Origin of the sequence: Nonomuraea sp. NPDC048916 (genome assembly GCF_040649575.1) — a bacterium.
Lineage (GTDB): Bacteria > Actinomycetota > Actinomycetes > Streptosporangiales > Streptosporangiaceae > Nonomuraea.
Window position 1 is genome coordinate 103,739 of record NZ_JBEZFS010000002.1, and the last position, 19,257, is coordinate 122,995.

Genomic DNA, 19,257 nt, shown 5'->3' on the forward strand with positions numbered 1-19,257 from the left:
CCGCCGGGAGGCGCTCACGTGCCTCGTCACCGTCAGCCGAGCACGGTCTCCAGGTAGGCGTTGCCGAACAGCCGCCGCGGATCCAGCCGGTCGCGCAGCGCCACGAAGTCGGCGAACCTCGGGTAGACCGTGCTCAGGTAGGCGGCGTCGCGGGTGTGCAGCTTGCCCCAGTGCGGCCGCCCCTCCAGCCGCGTCATGATCTCCTCCACCCCTTCGAAGTACGCGTGGTGGGGGGTCGGCCGGTACATGTGGCACGCGATGTACGCCGACGGCCGGCCGTACGCGGTGGAGAGCCAGGCGTCGCTGGGCGGCGTCACCCGCACCTCGATCGGGAAGGTGATCTTCCAGTTCGCGCGCTCGACCAGGTCGCGCGTCTCGCGCAGCGCCTGACCGAGCCGCTCGCGCGGCACGGCGTACTCCATCTCGAGGAAGCGCACGTCACGCCGGGCGGTGAAGACACGGTACGACGTGTCCACGGCCTCGGAGTCGCCGAGCGCCGCCGCGCTGAGCGCGTTGATCCGCGGGATCAGCTCGGGGAACCGGGCGCCGGCGGCGCAGGCCACGCCGAAGACGGTGTTCTCCAGGAAGACGTTGTCCAGCCAGTGCTTGACGGCGCCCGGCGGCCGGGGCGGGCCGGGGTGCCGGTTGTTGGTCTTGACCAGGCACGCGTCGGTGTGCGGCAGCCAGAAGAAGTCGAGGTGCTCGTTGCCGGTGGTCATCTCGTCGAGCGAGTCGAGCATGCGGCTGAGCGTGATGCGGCGCCGCTGGTTGCGCAGCAGGAACGCGGGCTCCACCCGGAACGTCACGGCCGTCAGCACGCCGAGCGCGCCGAGCCCGACCCGGGCGGCGTCGAACAGGTCCTCGCCCGGCGCCGCCGTCACCACCGAGCCGTCGGCCAGCACCAGCTCCAGGGCGGCGACCTGGTCGGCCAGGCCGCCGCTGTCGCGGCCGGTGCCGTGGGTGCCGGTCTGGATGGCGCCCGACACCGTCTGCTCGGTGATGTCGCCCATGTTGGCCAGGGCCAGGCCGCGCTCGCCGAGCAGCTCGTTGAGCACCTTGAGCGGAGTGCCGGCGAGCACCGTGACGCGGTCGCCGTCGACCGAGCGGATGCCGGTCAGCGCCGAGGGGCGCAGCATGATGCCGTCGGTGAGGGCCACTCCCGTGAAGGAGTGGCCCGTGCCGACCATGCGCAGCCGCCGCCCGCCGGCGGCCGCGTCGTGTACGGCCCGCACGACGTCCTCGACCGAGGCCGGGGTGCGGACCTCGAAGGGAGCGGCCGACTGGTTGCGAGCCCAGTTGGTGAAGACCATGAGCGGCCCCCTTCGAGCCTCGTTCCGACTAAACGTGAACGATACTCAGTTTTCCCAGCCTTCCGGAAGCGGGAAGACGTCGCCCGCTGCCAGGTTCTCCTTCTTGAGGATGTCGGAGACCTTCACCAGGGTGTAGCCCCGGCTCTGCAGCGTCTTGACCAGCGACGGCATCACGTCAACGGTCTGCTTCACCCAGTCGTGCATGAGGATGATGCCGTCGCGCTGGGCCACCGCCAGCGTCTGCTTCTTGATGGCGTCGGCGTTCTTGGACGACCAGTCGCGGGACCCGGCGGTCCACAGCACGATCGGCATGCCGTACTCGGCCGCGATGTCCGACACCTGGAGGTCGGCCATCCCGTACGGCGGGCGCAGCAGCTTGGGCTCGACGCCTGCGGCCTTCTTGACGGCGTCCTGTGTCTTCTGGATCTCGCTCCGGATGGCCCCCGGCTCGATGGTCGTGAAATTGGGATGCGTGTAGCTGTGGTTGCCGAGCTCGTGGCCCTCCTTGACCATGCGCTTGACGTAGGCGGGACGGCTCTTCACGTACTGGCCCTCCAGGAAGAACGTCACCTTGGCGTCGTACTTCTTCAGGGTGTCGAGAAGCGTGCCGGCGTACTTGCCCGGCCCGTCGTCGAAGGTCAGCGCGATGCACTTGAGCTGCTCGCAGTCGACCGGGGCGGGGGCGGCCTTCGCCGCCCGCTGGTTGGTGGGGGAGTCGGCCAGAGCGGGCGCCGGTGCCAGAGTGAGGGTGACAGCCGCGATGGCCAAGAGTGAACGGATTTGTCGGGACATAAATAGAGCTTCCAATGTGAAGGGTGTTGCGAGGGATGTTTCGACCGTAGCGGATCACGTCTCGGCCGGTGAAGGGGCCTCGGGAAGTCTCAGCAAACCCGAACCTCCCACTCCGACGACGACGGCGACGATCGCGCAGGCCACGGAGAAGCCGTACGCGCTGGACGCGCCGAACGCCTCGGTGAGCAGGCCGCCGGCCCACGCGCCGATCGCCACCCCGAACCCGATCGAGGTCGAGATCCAGGCCAGACCCTCGGTGAGCAGCGACGGCGGCACCAGCCGCTCGGTGAGCGAGAAGCCGGTGATGAGCGTCGGCGAGATGGCCAGCCCGGCCACGAACAGGCCCACGGCCATGACCCGGGCGTCGCCGATGAACGTGATCGGCAGCAGTCCCACCACGAACACGCCCAGCGCCCGCACGAACCGCTCGCGCGGCGGGATCCGCCAGTCCCTGGACCCGAACCACAGGCCCGACACCATCGACCCGCCGGCGAAGGAGGCCAGCAGGAACCCGGCGGCGCCCTTCACGCCCTGCTCCTCGGCGAACGCCACCGTGATCAGGTCGACCGAGCCGAAGACCGCGCCGAGCGCCAGGTAGACACAGGCCAGCAGGGCGATCCCGGGGATCAGGATGGGCGTGCCCGAGGCGCTCCTGACCGGCTGGACCGGCGGCTGCGTGCGCCGCTGCAGCGCCAGCGCGAAGGACCCGCCGAGCATGCACAGCAGCGCCACCAGCAGCCCCGCGTACGGGTTGACCGCCGTGGCGAGCACCGTGACGATCGCCGGGCCGGTGACGAAGATGACCTCGTCGGCCACCGACTCGAAGGCGAACGCGGTGTGCAGCTTGGCCGAGCCCCCGTGCAGCGTGGACCAGCGGGCCCGCACCATCGAGCCCAGCGAGAGCGAGGTCGCGCCGACCAGCAGGCCGGTGGCGTAGAGCGTCCACTCGGGCAGGCCGAGACCCGCGCTGAGCATCAGCGAGGCCAGCGCGAGCGCGTTCACCGAGGCGAGCGGGATGATCACCTGGCTCTGCCCGAACCGGTCCACCAGCCGCCCGGACAGCGGCGCGGCGATCGCGAAGGCGATGTTGGTGGTGGCGGCCACGGCGCCCGCGGTCGCGTAGGACCCGGTGAGAGCCGAGATCAGCAGCACGATGCCGATGCCCAGCATGGACATGGGCATCCTGCCGATGAAGCCGGCCAGCACGAAACCTTTGACGCCGGGCCCGTTCAACAACCCCCGGTAAGGCCCGACCACGTCATTTTCTCCTTACTGTGCGCCCCGAACCTTCGCGCACCGTCTGTCCGTACCGCAACTGGTTTACCCGGTGACTGAGCTAACGTGTGCCGGGTGTCCGGACTTCCCACCCTCCGTGCCGTGCTGCTCATGGTCGCCGCCGTGGTCGCCATCACGCTCGCGGGCGGGGGAATAGTGGTGATCATGAACGAGGACCTGCTCGGGACCGCAGCGGAACAGCCGGTACGCCGGACCCGCGAGCGGCCCGAACAGATCAGGCTCGACCGGCTCGTCCCCACGACGGCGCCCACCCCCGGCTTCGGCGAGGGAGGCCCGGGCGTCACCCCCACCCGGCCCCACCTGCTCGCGATCACCCGTGACGAGGTGCCCAAAAAGACCCGGTTCGCGCTGGCCGAGCTGAAGAACGTGCAGAAGGTGACCGTGGTCGACGCGGGCGCGGTCAAGGTGGCGGGCACCGGGCTCAACCTGCTCGCCGTGGACCCGGCCGGGTTCCGCTCGTGGACGCCCAAGGCGGTCGCCGACCAGCCGGCCGTCTGGAGCGCGCTGGCCAGGGGCGAGCTCGTCGCCGACGGCGCGGCCACCCGCCGGCTCGGCCTCGTGCTGGGCGCCCACTACCAGGTGGACGGCGGCCCCAGGCTGCGCGTCGCCGCCTCGGCCACCCTCGGCCTGAAGGGCGTCGACGGCCTGGTGAGCACCGAGGTGGGCAAGACCCTCGGGCTCTCGCCGGGCGTCGCGGTGCTGCTGCACGGCAGGACGGGCGACATCAGCCAGGCGCGGGTCAAAAGGCTGCTCGGCGACGGCGCCCAGGTCGTCTCGCTGGCCGCCGCGCCGAGGAAGACCGATCCCCCGCAGGCGGAGCAGGCGGATCAGGCGGTCGGGGCGCGGCGGCCCGCCAGCTACCTCGAGCTCTACAAGGTGTCGGCCACCCGCTGCCCCGGGCTGTCGTGGACGGTGCTGGCCGCGATCGGCCAGGTGGAGAGCGGGCACGGCCGCAACAACGGCCCATCGAGCGCGGGCGCGCTGGGGCCCATGCAGTTCATGCCCGCCACCTGGAAGGCGTACGGGGTGGACGGCGACGGCGACGGCAAGGCCGACATCTGGAGCCCGTACGACGCGGTGCCCGGAGCGGCCAACTACCTGTGCGCGAACGGCGCCGGCAAGGGCGGCGAGAAGCTGCGCAAGGCGATCTGGTTCTACAACCACTCGTGGGACTACGTGAACAAGGTGATGGGCATCGCCGAAGCCTTCGCCCGCACCTACACCTGACCCGCCCACGGCCTGCCCGCGCCTGGCCTGCCCGCGCCTGGCCTGCCCGCGCCTGGCCTGCCCGCGCCTGGCCTGCCCGTGCCTGGCCCGCCTCACCCCATCGCGCACGGCCGCCTACGCCGGCGCCCCGGGCCGTCGCGGCGCCGGGCAGCAGGTCAGCGGGCACGGCGCCGGCTCGGGCTCGTCCATCAGCTCGCGCACCATGCGGACGAACGCGGGGTGGACGCCGGCCGTCGCGGCCCGCTCCATCGGCAGGCCGAGCTCGTCGGCCACCTGCCGGGCCTCGGTGTCGAGGTCGTAGACGACCTCCATGTGGTCGGAGACGAACCCCAGGGGCACCAGCACCACCGCGGGCGCGTCGATCTTGCGCAGATGGTCGCAGACGTCGGGCTCCAGCCACGGCACCCGCGGCGGCCCGCTGCGCGACTGCCACACCAGGTCCCACGGCGCCGTGCGGCCCAGCGCCCGGGTGACCAGCTCGGCCGAGCGGCGCAGCTGCGCCACGTAGAGCCCGCCTGCCGGGCCGGCCGTCTCGGCCATGGTGATCGGGATGCTGTGCGCGGTGAACACCAGGCGGGCGTCGTCGCGGCCGAGCCGCTCCAGCGCCTGCCGGGTGTGGTCGGCCACGGCGGCGACGAACCCCGGATGGTCGCCGAAGTGCCGCATCTTGACCAGCTCGGGGCCGTCCTCGACGGAGATCCGGGCGATGTCCTCGTAGTACTGCCGGCAGCTGGAGTAGCCGGCCCACGCGGAGGTGGCGAAGACCGCGGCCTTGCGGACGCCGTCGTCTCTCATCCGCAGCACGGTCTCCTCGCCGAACGGACGCCAGTTGCGGTTGCCCCAGTAGACGGGCACACCGGCCACCGGGCGCAGCGCCTCGACCAGGTCGCGGTTCTGCTGGTTGATCGGGCTGACGCCGCCGAAGCCCAGGTAGTGCTCGGCCACCTCCAGCAGCCGCTCGCGCGGGACGCCCCTGCCCCGCACCACGTTCTCCAGGAACGGCATCACGTCGTCAGGACCTTCGGGCCCGCCGAACGAAAGGATCAGCAACGCGTCGTAATTCCCCACGTGACAAACCCTATGTCGGAGTGTCCGCGCTCCCTCCTGCGAGGTAGGTTCGATCGAGTGAGCGCATTCAACGACATACGTGACTATGTGGCAATCCCCCGGGTTCTCTCGCTGAAGCTCTCCCCCGACGCCTCCCGGCTCGTCTCCGCCGTGCAGTCCCTCAACCCCGACGGCAAGTCGTACGGAACCGCGCTCTGGGCGATCCCCCTGGACGCCGAGCCCTACCGCCTGACCCGGTCGGCCAAGGGCGAGACCCAGGCGGAGTTCACCGGCGCGGGCGACCTGCTGTTCACCTCGGCCCGCCCCGATCCCACGGTCAAGGACTCCGCCGACGAGGTGCCCTCGCTCTGGCTGCTGCCCCGCTCCGGTGGCGAGGCGCGCCAGGTGGCCTCCCGGCCCGGCGGCATCGGCGCGGTCCGGACGGCGGGCGACGTGGTGGTGTTCAGCTCGGACGTGCTCGACGGTGAGGAGGCGGCCGAGGAGGAACGCCGCAAGACACGCAAGGACCGCGGCATCAGTGCGATCCTGCACGAGGGCTACCCCGTCCGCCGCTGGGACCACGACCTCGGCCCCGGTCGCACCCGGCTGTTCGCCGGGAGGCTCGGCGGCGACCGGCTGGAGGACGTCCGGGACCTGACGCCCGACCCGGGCGATGCGCTCTGCGAGGTCGCGTTCGAGCTCACCCCCGACGGCGCCACCGTGGTGGCGACCTGGCGGGTCGCGCTGCCGAAGGGCGAGCAGCGCACCGAACTCGTCGCGATCGACGTGGCCACCGGCGAGCGCCGGGTGGTCTTCGCCGACGACGCCCACGACTTCGCCGGGCCGCTCGCCGTCTCGCCCGACGGCGCCCGCGTCGCCTGCTCCCGCGAGCGGCACACCGGACTGGACGTGCCGGCCCGCTCCGAGCTCTGGATCGGCGACCTGGCCACCGGCGAGGGCGGCGCCCACGCGCCCGGCCTGTTCCCGATGGACATCGCGTGGGCGCCCGACTCCTCCGCCGTCTACCTGGCCGCCGACCACCAGGGCCGCCGCCCGGTGTTCCGCGTCCCGGTCGGCGAGCACGGGAGCTCGCGACGAGAGAGCGCGGAAGGGGCCAACGAGGAGCGCAGCGGGCGCGATCATGAAAGCCTGGAGGCGGTCAGGCTCACCGAGGACGACGCCTCCTACCTCGCCCTCGACGCCTCCTCCGACGGCCGCTTCCTGTACGCCCTGCGCAGTGCGGTCGACCTCGCGCCCGGCCCGGCCCGGATCGACACCGCCACCGGCGAGATCACCGACCTGCCGTCACCCGCGCCCCGCCCCGAGGTGCGCGGCACCCTGACCGAGATCTCCGCCACCGCCGACGACGGCGCCACCGTCCGCGGCTGGCTCGTGCTGCCCCCGGACGCCTCGGCCGCCGCCCCGGCCCCGCTGCTGCTGTGGATCCACGGCGGCCCCATCGGCTCGTGGAACGACTGGCAGTGGCGCTGGCAGTCGTGGATCATGGCCGAGCACGGCTACGCCGTCCTGATGCCCGACCCGTGCCTGTCCACCGGCTACGGCCAGGAGATGATCGACCGCGGTTGGGGCGACTGGGGCCCGCGCACCCTGGCCGACCTCGACGCGATCGTGGACGTGGCCGTGGCCAGGGACGACATCGACGGCGAGCGGGCCGCCGCGATGGGCGGCTCCTTCGGCGGCTACATGGCCAACTGGGTCGCCGGCCACAGCGACCGCTACAAGGCCATCGTCACCCATGCCTCGCTGTGGAACCTCGACCAGTTCGCCGGCACCACCGACGCCTCCATGTACTGGCAGCGCGAGTTCGGCGCGCCCGGCTCCGAGCGCTACGCCAGGCTCTCCCCGCACCTCGCGCTGGACGAGATCGACACCCCGATGCTCGTCATCCACGGCGACAAGGACTACCGGGTGCCGATCGGCGAGGCCCTGCGGCTCTGGTGGGACCTGCGACGCACGAACGTCGAGTCGAAGTTCCTCTACTTCCCCGACGAGAACCACTGGATCCTCAAGCCCGGCAACACGGTCGCCTGGTACGAGACGGTCCTGGCCTTCCTCGCACAGCACGTGCTCGGCCAGGAGTGGAAGCGCCCGGACTCGGTGGTCTGATGACCGACTTCGCACGGCTGGCCGAGGACATCGCGCGGGAGGCGGGCGACATGCTGCTCGCCAAGCGGCCCACCATGTCCGGCGTCGTCGAGACCAAGTCCAGCCCCACCGACGTGGTCACCGCCCTGGACCGGGCCTCGGAGGAGCTCATCCGCTCCAGGGTGCGGGCGGCCCGGCCCGGCGACCGGTTCCTCGGTGAGGAGGGCGGTGAGGAGGGCGGTGAAGAGGGCGGCTCCTCCGGTGTCCGCTGGATCGTCGACCCCATCGACGGCACGGTCAACTTCCTCTACGGCCTGCCCGAGTGGGCGGTGTCGATCGCGGTCGAGGTGGACGGCGAGGTCGTCGCGGGCGTGGTCAACGTGGCGCCGCGCGGCGAGGTGTTCACCGCGGCGCTGGGGGAGGGTGCCTGGCTCGGCGGCGAGCGGCTGCGCTGCAACACCGGAGTGCCGCTGGCCGGGGCGCTGGTGGCGACCGGATTCGGCTACGGGGCGGCCAGGCGGGCGGTGCAGGGCGAGGTGGTGGCCTCGGTGCTGCCGCGGGTGCGCGACATCCGGCGCGGCGGGTCCTGCGCGATCGACCTCTGCTCCGTGGCCGCGGGCCGGGTGGACGGCTACTACGAGCGAGGCGTCAACCACTGGGACTTCGCGGCGGCCGGGCTGGTGGCCACCGAGGCCGGGGCCAGGCTGGGCGGGCTGCACGGCAGGCCGGCCAACTCCGAGCTGCTGCTCTGCGCCGCGCCGGGGTTGTTCGAGGAGCTGCACGACCTGCTCGCCGGGCTCGACCCCGAACGCGACGCCTGACCCGCGGCGGCCGACCACGGACGCGCCGGGCCGCCCCCCGAGACACGGCGGCGGCCGGGGCCCTGGACCAGGGCTCCGGCCGCCGCCGTGTGGGCGTCAGCTCCGCAACGGGATGCCGTGATCGTCCGCCAGGCGGCGCAGGTCCTCGATCTCGGCGGTGAGGGTGTCGGCGAGATAGTCGTCACCGGTGCTGCGGGCCTCCCTGAGGCCCTTGTAAGCCTGGTCGAGGCGGCTTTCGATCGTGGTCGTGAACTCGCCCATCTCACCTACTTTCTGAGGGGGTGCAGAAACGTCCTTGGGGCGACGTGGGTCACCCGGCCTGGCGCGCGAGCGTCCATCGGCACACGGCGTCGGGTGTTTCGCAGGCATACCCAGCCCGCTCCGCATCCGAAACATGGAAATTCGCGGGCCGTTGTCCAAGGCAGGCCGCGACATGCCTTACCGTGCGCTTATCGAGGCTGTGGTCAGAATGTTGGTCAAGAATCGGAAAGAGGTGCACGGGCGTGCGGGTGCTGGTGGTTGAGGACGAGCGGGTGCTCGCCGACGCGATCGCGACCGGGTTGCGGCGCGAGGCCATGGCCGTCGACGTGGCCTACGACGGGGGCGGCGCGCTGGAGCGCACGTCCTACATCGACTACGACGTGATCGTCCTCGACCGCGACCTGCCGGTGGTGCACGGCGACGAGGTCTGCCGCCGCCTGGTGGAGCAGCGCTCGGCCTCGCGGATCCTGATGCTGACCGCCTCGGGCGACGTGGACGACAAGGTGGAGGGGCTCGGCCTGGGCGCCGACGACTACCTCGCCAAGCCGTTCGTCTTCGTCGAGCTGGTCGCCCGGGTCCGCGCGCTCGGCCGCCGCTCGGCCCCCGCGCTGCCGCCCGTCCTGCAGCGCAGCGGGATCCGGCTCGACCCCGGCAAGCGGCTGGTCGAGCGCGACGGGCGGGAGATCGTGCTGACCAAGAAGGAGTTCGCGGTCCTGGAGGAGCTGATGCGCGCCGAGGGCGCCGTGGTCAGCCAGGAGGACCTGCTGGACAAGGCATGGGACGAGAACATCGATCCGTTCACCAACGTGGTGCGCGTGACGATGATGACGTTGCGCAAGAAGCTGGGCGACCCTCAGGTGATCGAGACGGTGCCCGGGGTGGGATACAAGTTGTGAGCGAACGTCCAGAACGGCGCGAGGGGGCGCAGACGCACCCCATGAGCAGCCCGTCTTCGGACCGGAAGAGGCAGCCGCCGCCGCCGAGCGGGCCGCCGGCCTGGGACGGCCCGCCACCGCCCTCCTACGCCCCGGTCCAGCGGACCGCGCTGGACCGGGTCAGGGAGATCCCCGGCCGGGTGAGCATCCGCTGGCGGCTGACCCTGACCTACAGCGCGCTGTTCTTCATGGCCGCCGCCGTGCTGCTGTTCTCGATCTACGCGATCGTCGGCAGGGCGATCGACGAGGCATGGCTGCCCCTCGACCTCACCGGCGTGGACGCCATCGACGCGGCCATCATGCAGGGCCGATGGCGCGCGGCCCAGCAGCAGGCGGTGCAGACCGCGCGCGACGCCCTGCTGAGCAGCTCGTTCCTCGCCCTGCTGGGCGTCGGCCTGCTCGCGGTCATCCTCGGCTACTTCGTCGCCGACCGGGCGATGCGCCCGGTGGCGCAGATGAACGCCACGGCCAGGAAGCTCTCCGAGAGTAACCTGGCGCACCAGCGGATCGACCTCCAGGGCCCGAACGACGAGCTGAAGGAGCTGGCCGACACCTTCGACGCCATGCTCACCCGGCTCAACATCGCCTTCGACACCCAGCGGCGGTTCGTCGCCAACGCCTCGCACGAGCTGCGCACCCCTTTGACCATCAACAGGACGGTCCTGGAGATCGCCCTGTCCGATCCCGAGGCGTCACAGGACCTCAAGGCGCTCGGCCGCACCCTGCTCGAAGTCAACGCCCGGAACGAGAAGCTGATCGAGGGCCTGCTGCTGCTCGCGCGGAGCGAGCGAGAGCTGGCCGTGCGCAAGCCCCTGGACGTCGAGGACGTCGCGCGGACCGCGGTCGAACAGGTCACGGCGTTCGCCGCCGAGCACGGGGTAACCGTTGTCACCGAACTGGTCAGCGCGCCTACCGTGGGCGATCCGGTGCTTCTGGAACGGTCCGTGAGTAACCTGCTCGAGAACGCGGTCAAGTACAACATTCCTGAAAACGGAAAAGTATGGATCCGTACGGGAATGGTGGACGGTGCGTTGGTTGTTCAGGTGGCCAACACCGGACAGCACGTTCCGGCGTACGAGGTCAACAGCCTGTTCGAACCGTTCAGGAGGCTCCACGCCGACCGCGTGGAATCCGCCAAGGGAGCGGGTCTGGGGCTGTCCATCGTGCGGGCGGTGGTCCAGGCCCATGGGGGAAATGTGACCGCCGTGCCACGTGACGGCGGCGGACTTGTCGTGACCATTCGGCTTCCAAGACGCTGATCCGGCGTGTTGGTCGAGTGGGGGCGTCTCGTTCTCGCCGCACATGTGGTTGGATGTGCCGTCGAACACGGTAGTGCGTGATGCCAAGGCTGTGGGTTTCGCCATATTTGGCTAACCATTGCCGTCGGCAGCAGGCCCTGACGTGTTGGGAGGTTCGATGGCCGTTCTCCCGGGGTACCGATGCACAATCTCCCCGCCGGGATCGGGCACAAGATGGGCGTCCCGGACGTTAGAAGACGCGCGATGAGCGTGAAGACATATAGATGAGGGGGATGGAGTTAGCACGATGGCTACCGACTACGACAGCCCGCGCAAGACCGACGACGATCTCAGCGAGGACAGCCTGCAGGAGCTGCAGGCCCGACGCACCGACAAGTCGTCCGGCAGCATCGACATCGACGAGACGGATCTCGCCGAGTCGCTCGAGCTGCCCGGCGCGGACCTGTCGAACGAAGAGCTCAGCCTGCGGGTCATCCCCCGCCAGGCTGACGAGTTCACCTGTTCGCGATGCTTCCTCGTGCACCACCGCAGCCAGCTGGCGTCCGAGAGGAACGGCCAGCAGGTCTGCCGGGAGTGCGCTGCCTGACGCCGTGGCTCAGGGCGAGCGGCGATGCCGGCCGGCCCTGAGCGGTCGCCACCACCGGACGGAGGCTTCGCGTGGCCGTACCCGAGAAGGATCAGCAAACGGGCAGTGAGGAGGCCGACCCCGATAGGGAGGTCGGCGAGCTCGTGGGCAGGCTCACCGAGCCCGGTGAGCTGGAGCCGGCCGAGCGGCGCAAGCTGCTCGGCCGCCTAGCCCGATCCCTGTCGGCCGGCTCGAAGCGGGCCCGTGATAGCGGCACCGGCCGAGGCCGATGGCTGGCCGACGTGTTCATCAACATCGCACCGCGCATCCCCATCCGTGACCTGCACACCCTCTCCGAGCACCACCACGGCCTGACCGGCGAGCAGCTCGCCGACGACCTGGTGCGCACCGCCCAGAAGGCGACCATGACGGTCGGCGCCATCGGCGGCGCGCTCGCCGCGGCCGAGTTCGCCGCGCCCCCTCTTCTGCTCTCCGCCCCCGCGCAGCTCGTCGCCGAGACCATCGTGGTCGCCGCCATCGAGGTCAAGCTCCTCGCGGAGCTGCACGAGGTCTACGGCGTGCGCGTCGAGGGCACCGGCGCCCAGCGCGCGGCCGCGTTCACCGCGGCCTGGGCCAGGCAGCGCGGCATCGACCCGCTGGCCCCCGCCTCGGTGTCGCTCGCGCTCGGCGCCGCCACCAAGACCGCCCTGCGCAACCGCCTCATGCGCACCCTGGGCCGCCACCTGACCACGCTCGGCCCGTTCCTGACCGGCGCCGTCGCCGGCGGCGCGCTCAACCGGATGGCGACCAAGAAGCTCGGCCAGACCATCCGCGACGACCTGCGCCTCAAGCTGCCCGCGCCTCCCGAGCGCGGCCGGTTAGACCCTCCCGAGCGAGACCGGTCAGACCCTTAGCCCGTCGAACGTCATCTTCAGCAGCGCGCCCGCCAACTCCTCGGCCGAGCCCCCGCGCGCCGGTTGGTACCACTCGGTGATCGAGTTGACGGTGCCGAACAACAGCCGTGTCACCAGCGCCGGCTCCACGTCGGGCCGGATGCTCCCCTCGGCCGCGGCCTCCTTGACCAGGTGGCTGACGAACCTGTCGAACTCCCGCCGCCGGTCCAGCGCGTGCTGCTCGGTCGGGCTGTTGCCCCGCACCCGCAGCAGCAGCGTCACGTACGGCAGCCGGTCGACCAGGATGCGCACGCTCTGGCGCACCACCCATTCCAGGCGTTCGATCGCCCGGCCCGAGGTGGCGCGCTCGTCGGCGATCATCTCGAACAGCCCGTCCAGCGCCCGGTCGAGGGCCCGCGCGAGCAGTTGCTCCTTGCCCGGGACGTGGTAGTAGATGGCCGACTTGGTGACCCCGAGCGCCCTGGCCAGGTCCTCCATGCTGGTCCCGTCGTAGCCGCGCTCGTTGAAGACGCCCACGGCGGCGGCGAGCACGGACTCGGGGTCGTGCCCGCGCTTGCGCTGACGGGGCTGGGTGGCCATATGGTCAAGTATCCCGCCTGTCGATGACGCGCTTGAGCTTGCCCACCGAGCGCTCCAGCGTCTCCGGGTCCACCACCTCGACGTCCACGCTCACGCCCACGTGGTCCTTGACCGATCGGCGCAGCGACGCGGCGGCCTCGTCGCGGATCTCGCGTCCCTCGACGCCCGGCCGGGCCTCGACCTTCACGGTCATCACGTCGAGCCGTCCCGGCCTGGTCAGGTGCACCTGGAAGTGCGGCGACAGGCCCGGCGTGCGCAGCACGAGCTCCTCGATCCGGGTCGGGAAGATGTTCACCCCACGCAGGATGATCATGTCGTCGGCGCGGCCGGTGACCTTCTCCATGCGGCGGAACGCGGGCCGGGCGGTGCCGGGCAGCAGCCGGCTCAGGTCGCGGGTGCGGTAGCGGACGACCGGCATCGCCTCCTTGGTGAGGCTGGTGAAGACCAGCTCGCCCCCGTCGGACGGCGCCCCGGTGAACGGGTCGACGGTCTCGGGATAGAAGTGGTCCTCCCAGACGTGCAGGCCGTCCTTGGACTCCACGCACTCGTTGGCCACGCCCGGTCCCATCACCTCCGACAGGCCGTAGATGTCGACGGCGTGCAGGTCGAAGCGGTCCTCGATCTCGCGGCGCATCTCCTCGGTCCACGGCTCGGCGCCGAAGATCCCGATGCGCAGCGAGCACGCGCGGGGATCGAGCCCCTGCGCCTCGAACTCGTCGAGGAGCGCCAGCATGTACGACGGCGTGACCATGATGACGCCGGGCCGGAAGTCGTCGATGAGCCGCACCTGACGGGGCGTCATGCCACCGGAGACCGGCACCACGGTGCACCCCAGTCGCTCGGCCCCGTAGTGGGCGCCCAGACCGCCGGTGAACAGGCCGTAGCCGTAGGCCACGTGCACGATGTCGCCGGGCCGGCCGCCGGAGGCGCGGATCGACCTGGCCATGAGGCCGGCCCAGGTGTCGAGGTCGCCCCGCGTGTAGCCGACCACCGTGGGCCGGCCGGTCGTGCCGCTGGAGGCGTGCACCCGCGCCACCCGCTCGCGCGGCACCGCGAACATGCCGAACGGGTAGCCCTCGCGCAGGTCCTCCTTGGTGGTGAACGGGAACCCGGCGAGGTCGTCGAGCGCCTTGCAGTCGCCGGGGTGGACACCGTGCTCGTCGAACTTGCGCCGGTATAACGGGACGTTCTCGTAGGCGTGGTGGAGCGTCCACTGGAGCCGCTCCAGCTGGAGCGCGGCCAGTTCGTCACGCGACACCCGTTCGATCGGGTCGAGCTCCCCTGGAGCGGGGCGGTCGCCGAGCCTCATCGCATCTCCCTGCTGCGGCCGCGGAACTCCGCGACCACCTGACCGTCGGACTTCCTTACCGTGATGTCGTAGATCCCGCTGCGCCCGTAGCGGGTGCGCTCGACCGCCTCGGCCACCAGCACGTCGGACTCGCGGGCCGGGGCGACGAACGTGATCTCCGCTCCCGCCGCGACCGTGACCGGGCCGTGGGTGTTGCAGGCGCACGCGAAGGCGGTGTCGGCGAGCAGGAACACGTAGCCGCCGTGGCAGAGCTCGTGCCCGTTGATCATCTGGCGGGTCACCGTCATGCGGCACGCCGCCCGGCCCGGGCCGAGCTCGACCAGCTCGATGCCGAGGGCCGCGGAGGCCGTGTCGGAGGCCATCATGCGACGGGCGCTCTCCAACGGAACTCTCCCTTGTCAACTGACCGAATGTTCGGTAAACACTTCACCGTCTGCCCCGATCCGTGTCAAGAGAGGGAAGAACATGCCCGAGCCCTGCCGTGAGAGCCCCGGCGGCAGCCGGTGAGCCCGGCGTTCCAGCAGATCATCGACGCCGACGAGAAGATCGAGCCGCGCGACGAGATGCCCGACGCCTACCGCCGGACGCTGATCAGGCAGATCGCCCAGCACGCCCACTCCGAGATCATCGGCATGCAGCCGGAGGGCGGCTGGATCACCAGGGCGCCCAGCCTCAGGCGTAAGGCGATCCTGCTCGCCAAGGTGCAGGACGAAGCGGGCCACGGGCTCTACCTCTACGGGGCGGCCGAGACGCTCGGCGTGGACCGCGCCGAGCTGCTCGACGCGCTGCACGAGGGCCGCCAGCGCTACTCCTCGATCTTCAACTACCCCACCCCCACCTGGGCCGACATCGGCGCCATCGGCTGGCTGGTCGACGGCGCGGCGATCGTCAACCAGGTGCCGCTCTGCCGCTGCTCCTACGGCCCGTACGCCAGGGCGATGGTCCGCATCTGCAAGGAGGAGAGCTTCCACCAGCGCCAGGGCTACGAGCTGCTGCACACCCTGGCCCACGGCACTCCCGCGCAGCGGCGGATGGCCCAGGACGCCGTCGACCGGTGGTACTGGCCGTCGCTGATGATGTTCGGCCCGCCCGACGCCGAGTCGACCCACTCGGCCCGGTCGATGGCCTGGAAGATCAAGCGGCACTCCAACGACGAGCTGCGCCGCAGGTTCGTCGGCATGATCGTGCCCCAGGCCGAGATCCTCGGCCTCACCCTGCCCGACCCCGGGCTGCGCTGGAACGCCGAGCGGGGCCACTACGACCACGGCGAGATCGACTGGGAGGAGTTCAGGCGGGTGCTGGCCGGAGACGGCCCGTGCAACGCCGAGCGCCTGGCGCGCCGCCGCGCCGCCCACGAGGAGGGCGCCTGGGTCCGCGAGGCGGCCGCCGCGTACGCGGCCAGGGAGCACGCCGGAGAACAGGGGGAAATCTCGTGACTTTGTGGGAAGTGTTCGTCCGGCCCAGGCGCGGCCTCTCCCACGTGCACGCCGGCAGCCTGCACGCCGCCGACGCCGAGCTGGCCCTGCGCCACGCGCGTGACCTCTACACCCGCCGCCAGGAGGGCGTCAGCATCTGGGTCGTCCCGGCGACCGCGATCACCGCCTCCTCCCCGGACGAGAAGGACGCCTTCTTCGACCCGGCCGGCGGCAAGCCCTACCGCCACCCCACGTTCTACGAGCTGCCCGACGGGGTGGAGCACCTGTGATCGACCCCCTGGAGATCGGCGACGACTGCCTCGTGCTGGCCCAGCGCCTGGCCGGCTGGATCACCCGCGCCCCCACGCTGGAAGAGGACGTCGCCCTGGCCAACCTGAGCCTCGACCTGCTCGGCCAGGCCCGCGCGCTGCTGTCCAGAGCCGGTGACGAGGACCGGCTGGCCTACCTGCGCGATCCGGCCGAGTTCCGCAACTGCCTGCTCGTCGAGCAGCCGAACGGCGACTTCGCCGCCACCGTCGTGCGCCACCTGCTCTACACGGGCTTCCTGTACGAGCTGTACGCCGCGCATCCCGAGGACGAGGTGGCGGCCAAGGGCGTCAAGGAGCTCGCCTACCACCGTGACTACGCCCGGATCTGGGCGGTCCGGCTCGGCCGGGGCACCGAGGAGAGCCGCCGCCGCACGACCGCCGCCCTCGGCGCGCTGTGGCCGTACACCGGCGAGCTGTTCGAGACCGAGCCGGACCTGCGCGAGCCCTGGGACACGTTCGTGGGCGGGGTCCTGCGGGAGGCGGAGCTGGCCGTGCCCCGCGTCCCGCCCGCGCCCGCGACGCGGTGGACGGGCGGTCGCCGGGGCAGGCACAGCGAGCACCTCGCCCCGCTCCTCGCCGAGCTGCAGGAGCTGCACCGCGCGCACGAGGGGGCGAGGTGGTGACGCTCGACGAGGCCCGCGCGGTGGCGGCGGCCGTGCCCGACCCCGAGCTGCCCCTGGTGACGCTGGGCGACCTCGGCATCCTGCGCGACGTGCGGCGGCGCGCCGACGGCGGCCTGGAGGTGGTGATCACCCCGACCTACTCCGGCTGCCCGGCCATGGACGTGATCCGCGACGACCTCCGGCGCGCCCTGCCCGGCGTCACGGTCACGACCGTGCTCGCGCCCCCCTGGACCACCGACTGGATCACCGACGAGGGCCGCGCGAAACTCCTCGAACACGGCATCTCCCCGCCCGCGCGGCGGACCGGCCCGGTGCCGGTCACGCTGGGCGTCCGCTGCCCGCGCTGCCGCTCGCCCCGCACCCGCCTGGTCAGCGGGTACGGCTCCACGGCCTGCAAGGCGATGTACGCGTGCTCCGACTGCCTCGAACCGTTCGACCACGTCAAGGAGATCTAGCGTGAGCCGCTTCCAGCCGCTGACGGTCGCGGCCGTGGACCGGCTGACCGACGACGCGGTGGCCGTGACGTTCGCCGAGCGCGTCCCGTTCGTCCAGGGCCAGCACCTCACCGTGCGGACCCGCCTCGACGGGATCGAGGTGCGCCGGAGCTACTCGATCTGCTCCCCGGCGGGCGGCCCGCTGCGGATCGGCGTGAAGCGGCTCCCCGGCGGCGCGTTCAGCGAGTACGCCAACAACGCCCTCAGGCCCGGCGACGTCCTGGAGGCGATGGCGCCCGCCGGCCGCTTCAACACCCCGCTCCGCCCGGACAGACCGAGGCACCACGTGGCGATCGCCGCGGGCAGCGGCATCACCCCGGTCCTGTCCCTGCTGGCCACCACCCTGGCCGCCGAGCCGCGCAGCAGGTTCTCGCTCGTCTACGGCAACCGGACCGCGCGCGAGGTGATGTTCGCCGAGGAGCTGGCCGACCTCAAGGACCGCTACGGGCCGCGGCTCAACCTGCTGCACGTCCTCAGCCGTGAGCCCCTGGAGGCCCCGATCGCCTCGGGCCGGATCGACGCCGCCCGGCTGCGCACGCTGCTGCCCCTGCTGGGCGAGGCCGCCCACTACTACCTGTGCGGCCCGGCCGGGCTGGTCGAGGCGGCCCGCGAGGTGCTGCGCGGCGTCGGCCGGCAGCGCCTGCACCACGAGCTGTTCTACGCGGGCGAGCCGGTCTCCCGGCCAGGGCAGGCGCCGCCGGGGGCGTCGCTGACCTTCCGGCTCGACGGCCGCACCACCGAGGTGGCGCTGGACGGCGGCGAGAGCCTGCTCGGCGCCGCGCTCGGCGTGCGCCCCGACGCGCCCTACGCGTGCCGGGGCGGGGTGTGCGGCACCTGCCGGGCCAGACTGGTCACCGGCGAGGTCGCCATGGACCGCAACCACGCGCTGGAACCGGACGAGGTCGCCGCGGGGTATGTCCTTGCCTGCCAGAGTCGTCCGGTCTCGGCCCGGGTGACGATCGACTTCGACGCTTAGGAGGAACGATGGCCAAGCCGTTCGCCTCGTCCGCCGATCTCGACGCCAAGCGGCAGTCCCTGGAGGTGCTGGCCGACGGCGTCTACGCGCTCACGGCGGAGGGCGACCCCAACGTCGGCGCGATCGAGGGCGAGGACTTCCTGGTCTGCTTCGAGGCCCTGGCCACCCCCGTGGCCGCCCGCGAATGGCTGGCCCGGCTCAGGGAGCACACGGACAAGCCGATCAGATACCTGGTCCTGTCGCACTACCACGCGGTCAGGGTGCTCGGCGCCTCGGCGTTCGGCGCCGACGTCATCGTCACGCACGAGCGGACCCGCGAGCTGATCGCCGAGCGCGGCGAGCAGGACTGGGCCAGCGAGTACGCCCGGATGCCCCGCCTGTTCAAGGAGCCCGCCTCCATCCCCGGCCTGACCTGGCCCACCGCGACGTTCGGCGACAGGTTCACGATCGACCTCGGCGGGGGGCGCGGCGACCTGGTGCTGGCCCACTGCGGGCGCGGCCACACCGAGGGCGACCTGGTCGCCTGGCTGCCCAAGCAGAAGATCATGTTCGCTGGCGACCTGGTCGAGTCGCGGGCCGCCCTCTACACCGGCGACGCCTTCCACCGCGACTGGGCCACCGACACCCTCGACCGGGTGGCCGCCTTCGGCGCGGAGACCCTGGTCGGCGGCAGGGGAGCGGTGGCCAGGGGCGGGGCGGAGGCCGCCGCGGCCATCGCCCAGACCCGCGACTTCCTGACCGTGATGCTCACCGAGGTGGGCCGGACCCGCGAGCGGGGCGGCACGCTCAGGCAGGCGTTCGAGAGCACCCACCGGGCGCTCGAACCCCGCTACGGCGGCTGGCCCATCTTCGAGCACTGCCTGCCGTTCAACGTCTCCCGCCTGTGGGACGAGCTCGACGGCATCGAGCGGCCCCGGATCTGGACGGCCGAACGCGACCGCGAGGTCTGGGACCAGCTCCAGTCATGACCGGGACGCCCCTGCCCAAAGCGGCCATGCC

General features: G+C 71.7%; 21 protein-coding genes. 13 read left to right on the top strand and 8 right to left on the bottom strand.

Features of this window, described 5'->3' with window-relative positions:
• Window positions 1-32: 32 nt before the first annotated feature.
• From AB0C16_RS02110 to AB0C16_RS02120, 3 genes are all read right to left on the bottom strand, one after another.
• Window positions 33-1,310: a D-arabinono-1,4-lactone oxidase gene (locus AB0C16_RS02110; protein WP_357677929.1), complete on the bottom strand. Its 1,278-nt coding sequence runs from the start codon at window positions 1,308-1,310 to the stop codon at window positions 33-35.
• Window positions 1,311-1,355: 45 nt separating this feature from the next.
• Complete coding sequence (locus AB0C16_RS02115; protein WP_357677931.1) at window positions 1,356-2,078, bottom strand: polysaccharide deacetylase family protein; 723 nt, start codon at window positions 2,076-2,078, stop codon at window positions 1,356-1,358.
• Window positions 2,079-2,156: 78 nt separating this feature from the next.
• Window positions 2,157-3,359: an MFS transporter gene (locus tag AB0C16_RS02120; protein WP_357677933.1), complete on the bottom strand. Its 1,203-nt coding sequence runs from the start codon at window positions 3,357-3,359 to the stop codon at window positions 2,157-2,159.
• Window positions 3,360-3,452: 93 nt separating this feature from the next.
• Here AB0C16_RS02120 and AB0C16_RS02125 point away from each other — a divergent pair, with 93 nt between their 5' ends.
• Window positions 3,453-4,625, top strand: coding sequence for a lytic transglycosylase domain-containing protein (locus AB0C16_RS02125; RefSeq protein WP_357677935.1), 1,173 nt, complete (start codon window positions 3,453-3,455; stop codon window positions 4,623-4,625).
• 114 nt (window positions 4,626-4,739) lie between these two features.
• Here AB0C16_RS02125 and AB0C16_RS02130 read toward each other — a convergent pair whose 3' ends face one another.
• Window positions 4,740-5,693, bottom strand: a complete 954-nt coding sequence (locus tag AB0C16_RS02130) for a ferrochelatase (protein ID WP_357677936.1) — start codon at window positions 5,691-5,693, stop codon at window positions 4,740-4,742.
• Between the two features lie 57 nt (window positions 5,694-5,750).
• Here AB0C16_RS02130 and AB0C16_RS02135 point away from each other — a divergent pair, with 57 nt between their 5' ends.
• Both AB0C16_RS02135 and AB0C16_RS02140 read left to right on the top strand, forming a co-directional pair.
• A complete protein-coding gene (locus AB0C16_RS02135; RefSeq protein WP_357677938.1) occupies window positions 5,751-7,799 on the top strand; it encodes a prolyl oligopeptidase family serine peptidase in 2,049 nt (682 codons plus the stop codon).
• On the top strand, window positions 7,799-8,599 hold the full coding sequence (locus tag AB0C16_RS02140) for an inositol monophosphatase family protein (RefSeq protein ID WP_357677940.1): 801 nt from the start codon (window positions 7,799-7,801) through the stop codon (window positions 8,597-8,599). Before AB0C16_RS02135 ends, AB0C16_RS02140 begins: the two co-directional genes overlap by 1 nt.
• A 96-nt stretch (window positions 8,600-8,695) precedes the next feature.
• Here AB0C16_RS02140 and AB0C16_RS02145 read toward each other — a convergent pair whose 3' ends face one another.
• Entirely contained in the window at window positions 8,696-8,860 is a 165-nt protein-coding gene (locus tag AB0C16_RS02145; protein ID WP_357677942.1) for a hypothetical protein, read from the bottom strand.
• Window positions 8,861-9,102: 242 nt separating this feature from the next.
• On the opposite strand from AB0C16_RS02145, the gene AB0C16_RS02150 reads away from it, so the two are divergent.
• From AB0C16_RS02150 to AB0C16_RS02165, 4 genes are all read left to right on the top strand, one after another.
• Entirely contained in the window at window positions 9,103-9,756 is a 654-nt protein-coding gene (locus AB0C16_RS02150) for a response regulator transcription factor (RefSeq protein WP_357677944.1), read from the top strand.
• Window positions 9,753-11,054, top strand: coding sequence for a HAMP domain-containing sensor histidine kinase (locus tag AB0C16_RS02155; RefSeq protein ID WP_357677946.1), 1,302 nt, complete (start codon window positions 9,753-9,755; stop codon window positions 11,052-11,054). The genes AB0C16_RS02150 and AB0C16_RS02155 overlap by 4 nt, the downstream gene beginning before the upstream one ends.
• Before the next feature lie 286 nt (window positions 11,055-11,340).
• Window positions 11,341-11,640, top strand: a complete 300-nt coding sequence (locus tag AB0C16_RS02160) for a DUF4193 domain-containing protein (RefSeq protein WP_189125196.1) — start codon at window positions 11,341-11,343, stop codon at window positions 11,638-11,640.
• Window positions 11,641-11,711: 71 nt separating this feature from the next.
• Window positions 11,712-12,533 carry a hypothetical protein gene (locus AB0C16_RS02165; protein WP_357677948.1) on the top strand — a complete coding sequence of 274 codons (822 nt, stop codon included), beginning with the start codon at window positions 11,712-11,714 and terminating at the stop codon, window positions 12,531-12,533.
• Here AB0C16_RS02165 and AB0C16_RS02170 read toward each other — a convergent pair.
• The 3 genes from AB0C16_RS02170 to paaI are packed head-to-tail and all read right to left on the bottom strand — an operon-like array spanning window position 12,522 to window position 14,786.
• The gene (locus AB0C16_RS02170; RefSeq protein WP_357677950.1) at window positions 12,522-13,112 is read right to left on the bottom strand and encodes a TetR/AcrR family transcriptional regulator; all 591 of its coding nucleotides are present in this window, start codon (window positions 13,110-13,112) and stop codon (window positions 12,522-12,524) included. The genes AB0C16_RS02165 and AB0C16_RS02170 overlap by 12 nt on opposite strands.
• A 4-nt stretch (window positions 13,113-13,116) precedes the next feature.
• A complete protein-coding gene (paaK, locus tag AB0C16_RS02175; RefSeq protein ID WP_357677952.1) occupies window positions 13,117-14,421 on the bottom strand; it encodes a phenylacetate--CoA ligase PaaK in 1,305 nt (434 codons plus the stop codon).
• On the bottom strand, window positions 14,418-14,786 hold the full coding sequence (gene paaI / locus AB0C16_RS02180) for a hydroxyphenylacetyl-CoA thioesterase PaaI (RefSeq protein WP_357678216.1): 369 nt from the start codon (window positions 14,784-14,786) through the stop codon (window positions 14,418-14,420). Before paaI ends, paaK begins: the two co-directional genes overlap by 4 nt.
• 198 nt (window positions 14,787-14,984) lie before the next feature.
• Between paaI and paaA the strand changes: the two genes are divergently transcribed.
• Genes paaA through AB0C16_RS02210 form a run of 6 tightly spaced genes read left to right on the top strand, consistent with a single transcriptional unit; the run spans window position 14,985 to window position 19,226 of the window.
• Window positions 14,985-15,857 carry a 1,2-phenylacetyl-CoA epoxidase subunit PaaA gene (gene paaA, locus AB0C16_RS02185; protein WP_357678218.1) on the top strand — a complete coding sequence of 291 codons (873 nt, stop codon included), beginning with the start codon at window positions 14,985-14,987 and terminating at the stop codon, window positions 15,855-15,857.
• The gene (gene paaB, locus AB0C16_RS02190) at window positions 15,854-16,126 is read left to right on the top strand and encodes a 1,2-phenylacetyl-CoA epoxidase subunit PaaB (protein WP_357677953.1); all 273 of its coding nucleotides are present in this window, start codon (window positions 15,854-15,856) and stop codon (window positions 16,124-16,126) included. Before paaA ends, paaB begins: the two co-directional genes overlap by 4 nt.
• Entirely contained in the window at window positions 16,123-16,788 is a 666-nt protein-coding gene (paaC, locus tag AB0C16_RS02195) for a 1,2-phenylacetyl-CoA epoxidase subunit PaaC (RefSeq protein ID WP_357677954.1), read from the top strand. Before paaB ends, paaC begins: the two co-directional genes overlap by 4 nt.
• Window positions 16,785-17,243, top strand: a complete 459-nt coding sequence (gene paaD, locus AB0C16_RS02200) for a 1,2-phenylacetyl-CoA epoxidase subunit PaaD (protein WP_357677955.1) — start codon at window positions 16,785-16,787, stop codon at window positions 17,241-17,243. Before paaC ends, paaD begins: the two co-directional genes overlap by 4 nt.
• A gap of 1 nt (window position 17,244) precedes the next feature.
• The gene (locus AB0C16_RS02205; RefSeq protein ID WP_357677956.1) at window positions 17,245-18,258 is read left to right on the top strand and encodes a 2Fe-2S iron-sulfur cluster-binding protein; all 1,014 of its coding nucleotides are present in this window, start codon (window positions 17,245-17,247) and stop codon (window positions 18,256-18,258) included.
• A gap of 8 nt (window positions 18,259-18,266) precedes the next feature.
• Complete coding sequence (locus AB0C16_RS02210; protein ID WP_357677958.1) at window positions 18,267-19,226, top strand: MBL fold metallo-hydrolase; 960 nt, start codon at window positions 18,267-18,269, stop codon at window positions 19,224-19,226.
• Window positions 19,227-19,257: the final 31 nt, after the last annotated feature.

Bases quoted from the DNA above. Each gene is read 5' to 3' on its own strand.
- AB0C16_RS02110 (WP_357677929.1), bottom strand. From the start codon at position 1,310: ATGGTCTTCACCAACTGGGCTCGCAACCAGTCGGCCGCTCCCTTCGAG.
- AB0C16_RS02140 (WP_357677940.1), top strand. From the start codon at position 7,799: ATGACCGACTTCGCACGGCTGGCCGAGGACATCGCGCGGGAGGCGGGC.
- AB0C16_RS02145 (WP_357677942.1), bottom strand. From the start codon at position 8,860: ATGGGCGAGTTCACGACCACGATCGAAAGCCGCCTCGACCAGGCTTAC.
- AB0C16_RS02160 (WP_189125196.1), top strand. From the start codon at position 11,341: ATGGCTACCGACTACGACAGCCCGCGCAAGACCGACGACGATCTCAGC.
- AB0C16_RS02170 (WP_357677950.1), bottom strand. From the start codon at position 13,112: ATGGCCACCCAGCCCCGTCAGCGCAAGCGCGGGCACGACCCCGAGTCC.
- paaK (WP_357677952.1), bottom strand. From the start codon at position 14,421: ATGAGGCTCGGCGACCGCCCCGCTCCAGGGGAGCTCGACCCGATCGAA.
- paaI (WP_357678216.1), bottom strand. From the start codon at position 14,786: ATGATGGCCTCCGACACGGCCTCCGCGGCCCTCGGCATCGAGCTGGTC.
- paaA (WP_357678218.1), top strand. From the start codon at position 14,985: ATGCCCGACGCCTACCGCCGGACGCTGATCAGGCAGATCGCCCAGCAC.
- AB0C16_RS02210 (WP_357677958.1), top strand. From the start codon at position 18,267: ATGGCCAAGCCGTTCGCCTCGTCCGCCGATCTCGACGCCAAGCGGCAG.